Raw genomic sequence first — 6,412 nt, 5'->3', positions numbered from 1 at the left:
GTGGTACAGCACGAAAGTGGGGGTGATCGACCTGAAGAAAAAGTCGATCACCATGGGTAAAGGATGTTAAATAGTGTTCACCATGTCCCCGAACACCTGTCTACCATGTCCCCGGACCGTACACCCACGGGGAGAGGGAGAAAACACTAAAAATGGTCACTGCCGTGACCATTTTGCTTTTACCTCGCCACCCGGCATTTCTTACAAACGAACCAGAAGCGTCAGCACTTCATAGTGCGCCGTATGCGGGAACATATCGAAAAGCTGCACCCGCTCGACGCGATAGCCCGGCAGCCCGGCGATATCTTTCGCCATCGTCTGTGCGTTACAGCTGGAATAGATAATGGTTTTCGGCGCCATCTGGCTCAGATAGTCGCAGAGCGCTTTGCCAATCCCGCGGCGCGGCGGATTGACCAGCACCAGATCCGGCACACTTCCTTGCCCGGTAGCAAACTGTGTCGAATCCAGCGCCTGGAAGTGCAGATCCGTTAAGCCGAGTTCGGCGGCTGACTGTTTTGCACAGGCAATGGCCTCAGCGGAGATTTCTATTCCGGTCAGCTTCATGTTTGGCGTGGCGCAGTGCAGGCCAAAACCCCCCACTCCGCAGAACAGATCCCACATATGATCGATATTTAACGCCTGCACCCAGTCACGCGCGGTGGCATAGAGACGACTGGCAACGACCGGATTGGTCTGGAAGAAACTGTGCGGGCGGACCCACAGCGGCACGCCGTTGAAATTCTCTGCCAGCGCATGCTGTTCGGTGAGGAAAATCTCTTTCTCCCCTTCCATGATCGCCATGTGCACCGGCTGAATATTGGCGGTAATCAGTTTCAGCTGCGGCAGCTGCTGTTGCAGCCACGGCAGCGCGGCGCGCAGTTGTTCTAGCTTGGTTTCCGAACGCAGCACAAAGCGCAGCATCATGCCGCCATCGAGCTGGCTTTCGGTCAGCAGAAGATATTTCAGCTCACCGCGCTGGCGGGCGACGTTGTAAGGCGTCAGACCGGCGCGAGCGATAAAGGGCTTCAGCGCGGCGAAGACCGGCTCAAAGGTGGCGGGATAGAGCGGACAATCGGTCAAGTCTTCCGGCGTGCCGTCGCGCTGCAACATGCCCAGCAGCGGTCGTTCGACACTGCCGCTGACCACCATTTTAGCTTTATTGCGAAAACCCTGCTCCGGGCCGCTAACAGGCGCGCACCACTCCGCCACCGGATGCTCCACAAGCAACTGCTGGAGATCGGCCATTTTGGTGGCGAGTTGTTGGGAAACCGGCTGTTCTATCCACTGACAGGAGCGGCAGCGACCGGCGTCATAGAGTGCGCACTGCATAGGAAAACCTTAAAAATTGAGGGGCTGCGATTATACACAAAATCATTCAAGTTGCATCAAGGCGGAGGCAGCTTGAATGATGAAGTGTATACACATTATTGCAGACGGAAGAAGCGTCGACTGGAAGCCGGGATGAATAACAGGAACAGCACCAGCAGGTCAGGCAGTTTCTGCATCACCAGCGAGCGGAAAATTTCTCGCTTCGATTCCCCGGCAATGCTGAACAGCTCGGGATAGCCGTAGCCAATTGAGGCAGCCCACAGATAACCCGTCGCAATGACCTGCGTCAGGAGATACACCCAGCGCGCCCAGTTGCGCCCTCTCGCCAGCGAAAACGCGCAGTAGATCTCGACGAAAACCAGCATCAGGCTTGCGAAAAAGACCAGCGTCAGATTCCATGTCTGCACGCTGCGATGGATAAACTCGCCAATACCCCGCACGCCGAGCATGTTAAACAGCATCAGCAAATCCAGGCAGCGAATCAGAATAATGGCGAGCGCAGCCACCTGCACCAGAGCAGGAACATTCAGGCGCGCATGCGAATGTCGTGATTTGCGAAAAAATCCCACTGTTTTTACTTCCCTGAAAAACAGTGCCGCGACAGGCGCGGCACTTCACTGAGAATTTTAAATGCTTCAGCCGCGTCTTGCACGCTGGATATCACGCACACGCTGTTTTTCCGCCCGCGCCATTAGATACCAGGCGATGAAACCGACAACGCCGACCACGCCCAGAATGATTGACGCCAGGGCGTTGATTTCTGGATTCACACCCATGCGCACGCTGGAGAAAACCAGCATCGGCAACGTGGTCGCTCCCGGTCCGGAGACGAAGCTGGCGATCACCAGATCGTCCAGCGACAAGGTAAACGCCAGCAGCCAGCCGGAAATCACGGCAGGCATGATCATCGGCAGCGTGATGATGAAGAAGACCTTCAGCGGCGTTGCGCCGAGATCCATCGCCGCCTCTTCGATGGAGTGATCCAGTTCGCGCAGGCGCGACGAAATCACCACCGCCACGTAAGCGGTACAAAACGTGACGTGCGCCAGCCAGATGGTCAGCATCCCGCGATCCGCCGGCCAGCCGATGGCGTGCGCCAGGGCGACGAACAGCAACAGCAGCGACAGACCAGTGATCACATCGGGCATCACCAGCGGGGCGGTGATCATAAACGCAAAGCCATTCGAGCCGCGGAAACGACCAAAACGCACCATCACCATCGCTGCAATAGTGCCAAGAATCGACGCCATCGTTGCCGCGCAGGCAGCAATCGTCAGACTCAGCCCTACCGCGCTCATCATCGCATCGTCGCGGAACAGTTCGCCGTACCAACGCGTCGACCAACCCGCCCAGACCGTCACCAGTTTTGAGCTGTTAAACGAGTAAATCACCAGCATCAGCATCGGCGCGTAGAGAAAGGTAAAGCCGAGCACCAGAATCAGAATACGCCACGGGGAGCGCACGACCGGTAAGTTGTTCATCCGTTCCCTCCCATTTGTTTTTGCTGATGTTTATGGAACCACATGATCGGCACGATCAGCAGGAGGAGCATCACAATCGCCACCGCCGATGCCACCGGCCAGTCGCGGTTATTGAAGAACTCCTGCCACAGCACGCGACCAATCATGATGCTGTCCGGGCCGCCGAGCAGTTCCGGGATCACGAACTCGCCCACCGCCGGGATAAAGACCAGCATCGAACCGGCGATAATCCCGCCTTTGGTCAGCGGCACGATCACCTGGAAGAAGGTTTTCAGCGGGCGCGCGCCGAGATCCAGCGAAGCTTCCACCAGCGAGTAATCAATACGCGTTAATGCCGTATAAATCGGCAGCACCATGAACGGTAAATAGGCGTACACAATCCCGATATAGACTGCCAGGTTGGTGTGCAAAATCGTCAGCGGCTGATCGATAACGCCCAGCCACATCAGGAAGTTATTCAGCACGCCGTTGTTTTTTAATATTCCCATCCAGGCGTAAACGCGGATCAGGAACGAGGTCCAGGACGGCAAAATCACCAGCAGCAGCAAAATGTTGCGCGTTGACGGTTTGCTGTGTGCCACCGCCCAGGCGAGCGGATAGCCCATCGCCAGACAGCAGATCGTCGAGATCGCCGCCACCTGCAACGATTGCAGATACGCTTCGAAATAGAGTGGATCGTCCGTGAGCTGCAGGAAATTGCCGAGATTAAGCGTGATCGACAGCTGCCCGTCGGCCCACTCCATCAGATTGGTGTACGGCGGGATTGCTCGCGCCATTTCCGCGAGGCTAATTTTGAAAACGATCAGGAACGGCAGCAGGAAAAGCAGGATCAGCCACACGTATGGCATGGCAATCACCAGCTTGCGACCGTGCGCCATCTGCATGCGCGTCAGCCACTGCGCGAACCCGCCCGGTTTTTGGACGCGGGCCGGTGGTTCAAGTGTACTCATAGCCGCTCCTTATACCGTCAGCACAACGCAACTGTCCGCATCCCAGCACAGACGCACTTCGTCGCCCCAGGTCGGCAGCCCCTTCCGGTAGCGGTGTTCATTTTGCAACTGAGCGCTGATCATCTGCCCGCTTTTGAGGCGCACGTGGTAGATCGAGAGATCGCCGAGATACGCAATGTGGACCACTTCCCCGACGGCAAAGTTATAGCCATCGGCTGGCGGCTCGTCGCAGAGCATGATTTTTTCCGGGCGCAGCGCCACGTAAACCGGAACGTTATCGACAATCGATGCGTCCGGGTCAACTTTGAGCGGATGCACCAGCCCCGGCGAGTCAATCACCAGTCCGTTGTCCTGGCGATCCTTCAGCAGCCCTTCGAAGACATTCACTGAGCCGATAAACTCCGCGCTGTAGCGGGTGGTCGGATGCTCGTAAATCTCTTCTGGTTCGCCGATTTGCACAAACTTCCCGCGATTCATGATCGCGATACGTCCGGCCATCGTCATCGCCTCTTCCTGGTCGTGCGTTACCATCACGCAGGTCGCGCCGACGCGCTCGAGGATATCCACCACTTCGAGCTGCATTCGGTCACGTAATTTCTTATCCAGCGCCCCCATAGGTTCGTCGAGGAGCAGCAGTTTTGGCCGTTTCGCCAGGCTTCGCGCCAGCGCCACACGCTGACGTTGACCGCCAGAAAGCTGATGCGGTTTGCGTTTTGCAAACTCCTGCATGTGCACCAGGCTCAGCATTTCCGCAACGCGTGCGGCGATTTCTGCTTTCGGCAGCTTGTCCTGCTTGAGCCCAAAGGCAATGTTCTGCTCCACCGTCATGTGGGGAAACAACGCGTAGGACTGGAACATCATATTAATCGGGCGCTCGTACGGCGGAACGCGGGAGAGATCGACACCATCCAGCATAATTTGTCCGGCCGTCGGAGGTTCAAAACCGGCCAGCATGCGCAGCAGCGTAGATTTTCCACAGCCGGAAGCGCCCAGTAGCGCAAAAATTTCGCCTTTATAAATGGTGAGGCTGACATCGTCCACGGCGTGCTGGCCGTCGAAAGATTTGGTCAGATTACGGACTTCGAGAAGCGGAGTCAGCGCTTTACGGGTTTTCGCCTGCGGGCGGGGGATGGTTTCGTTCACGGGGTGCTCTCCGGCAAAATCTAAAATAGTGCAAACGCACCGGAACAGTGCGCTTCGCCGGGCTGCGTGAGGCCAGCCCGGCGCACATAACGGCTGTTATTTACCGCTTTTCACCTTCGTCCATGCGCGAGTACGCACACGGTCGATTTTCGGATCTTGTACTTTCAGGGTGAACATTTTTGCGCGCACGTCAGCCGGTGGGTAAATCCCCGGATTGTCGCGTACTTCAGCGCTCACCAGCGGCGTCGCTTCTTTGTTGGCGTTGGCGTAGAAGACGTGGTCAGAGATGTGGGCAATCACGTCAGGACGCAGCAGATAGTTCAGGAACTGATAGGCTTCGTCTTTGTTTTTCGCATCCGCAGGCATCGCAAAGACGTCAAAGAACGCCATCGCCCCCTCTTTCGGAATCGAATAGGAGATATTCACGCCATTTTTGGCTTCTTTCGCCCGGTTCGCTGCCTGCCAGACGTCACCCGCCCAGCCGATGGCCACGCAGATATCACCGTTAGCCAGATCGTTGATGTACTGTGAGGAGTGGAAGTAGCGAATGTTCGGGCGCAGCTTCAGCAGCAGATCGGTCGCCGGGCCGGTGTAGTCGTCCGCTTTGGTGCTGTTCGGATCTTTACCGAGGTAGTTCAGCACGGTGGCAAACACCTCTTCCGGTGCATCGAGGAAGGAGACGCCGCAGCTTTTCAGTTTTTCCAGATTTTCCGGTTTCAGCACCAGATCCCAGCTGTTCACCGGCGCGTCTGCACCCAACGCTTTTTTCACTTTATCGACGTTATAGCCAATACCCGTGGTCGCCCACATGTACGGCATGGCGAATTTGTTTTCCGGGTCGTGTTTGGAAATGAGTTTCAGCAGTTCAGGATCGAGGTTTTTCCAGTTCGGCAGTTTGCTTTTATCCAGCGGCTGGAACACACCGGCGGTGAGCTGACGCTCCAGGAAGCTGGCTGACGGGACGACCAGGTCAAAACCGGTGCTGCCCGCCATCAGTTTACCTTCCAGCACTTCGTTGGAGTCAAAGACGTCGTAGACCACCTTAATGCCGGTCTCTTTTTCGAAATTCGCCACCGTGTCCGGCGCGATATAATCAGACCAGTTATAGATGTGCAGCGTTTTTTGTTCCGCAGCGAGCGTACCGGCAGAGACAGCCATCAGAGCACCCGCAACCAGACCCGATAACCATTTTTTATTCAAGGCGATCATATCGTTATTCCTTATGAAAGCTCGTTAACTGTTGTTAACAAACGAACTAAAACCATGCAATTGATGATATGCAAGAATCATGCATATTTTGTCGATCTGCCTGACGCATAAGAAAAATATTTGAGTCAGTTTCCGCTCGCTTTTTTAAGCTCCGCAAGAATAACTGTAGCCCGTGCCCCAGGCTATAGCCCAAATTAAAAAACGCCTTTTATCAATTTTTTATGCAGAATCTGTCTATGTGATAAGCCGAAACGGCCTTCAGGGAGGTGAATAATTCTTTAATGAAAGGTTAACAGCAGA

6 protein-coding genes are annotated in these 6,412 nt (G+C 55.6%); all 6 read right to left on the bottom strand.

Annotated elements, in window-relative coordinates:
• Nucleotides 1-201 precede the first annotated feature (201 nt).
• The 6 genes from rlmC to potF all read right to left on the bottom strand — a co-directional run bounded on the left by rlmC (nt 202) and on the right by potF (nt 6,112).
• The gene (gene rlmC / locus JBO43_RS17600; RefSeq protein ID WP_202674795.1) at nt 202-1,329 is read right to left on the bottom strand and encodes a 23S rRNA (uracil(747)-C(5))-methyltransferase RlmC; all 1,128 of its coding nucleotides are present in this window, start codon (nt 1,327-1,329) and stop codon (nt 202-204) included.
• Nucleotides 1,330-1,424: 95 nt separating this feature from the next.
• Nucleotides 1,425-1,898: a YbjO family protein gene (locus JBO43_RS17595; RefSeq protein WP_095281395.1), complete on the bottom strand. Its 474-nt coding sequence runs from the start codon at nt 1,896-1,898 to the stop codon at nt 1,425-1,427.
• A 66-nt stretch (nt 1,899-1,964) separates the two neighbouring features.
• Complete coding sequence (potI, locus tag JBO43_RS17590) at nt 1,965-2,810, bottom strand: putrescine ABC transporter permease PotI (protein WP_103948733.1); 846 nt, start codon at nt 2,808-2,810, stop codon at nt 1,965-1,967.
• Nucleotides 2,807-3,760, bottom strand: a complete 954-nt coding sequence (gene potH / locus JBO43_RS17585) for a putrescine ABC transporter permease PotH (protein WP_095281393.1) — start codon at nt 3,758-3,760, stop codon at nt 2,807-2,809. Before potH ends, potI begins: the two co-directional genes overlap by 4 nt.
• Before the next feature lie 9 nt (nt 3,761-3,769).
• The gene (gene potG / locus JBO43_RS17580) at nt 3,770-4,903 is read right to left on the bottom strand and encodes a putrescine ABC transporter ATP-binding subunit PotG (protein ID WP_157738394.1); all 1,134 of its coding nucleotides are present in this window, start codon (nt 4,901-4,903) and stop codon (nt 3,770-3,772) included.
• Between the two features lie 96 nt (nt 4,904-4,999).
• A complete protein-coding gene (gene potF / locus JBO43_RS17575) occupies nt 5,000-6,112 on the bottom strand; it encodes a spermidine/putrescine ABC transporter substrate-binding protein PotF (protein ID WP_095281391.1) in 1,113 nt (370 codons plus the stop codon).
• Nucleotides 6,113-6,412 lie beyond the last annotated feature (300 nt).

The organism is Lelliottia jeotgali, from assembly GCF_016771845.1.
Taxonomy (GTDB): domain Bacteria; phylum Pseudomonadota; class Gammaproteobacteria; order Enterobacterales; family Enterobacteriaceae; genus Enterobacter; species Enterobacter jeotgali.
This window is presented reverse-complemented; position numbering and strand designations above follow the sequence as displayed.

Bases quoted from the DNA above. Each gene is read 5' to 3' on its own strand.
- potH (WP_095281393.1), bottom strand. From the start codon at position 3,760: ATGAGTACACTTGAACCACCGGCCCGCGTCCAAAAACCGGGCGGGTTC.
- potI (WP_103948733.1), bottom strand. From the start codon at position 2,810: ATGAACAACTTACCGGTCGTGCGCTCCCCGTGGCGTATTCTGATTCTG.
- rlmC (WP_202674795.1), bottom strand. From the start codon at position 1,329: ATGCAGTGCGCACTCTATGACGCCGGTCGCTGCCGCTCCTGTCAGTGG.
- potF (WP_095281391.1), bottom strand. From the start codon at position 6,112: ATGATCGCCTTGAATAAAAAATGGTTATCGGGTCTGGTTGCGGGTGCT.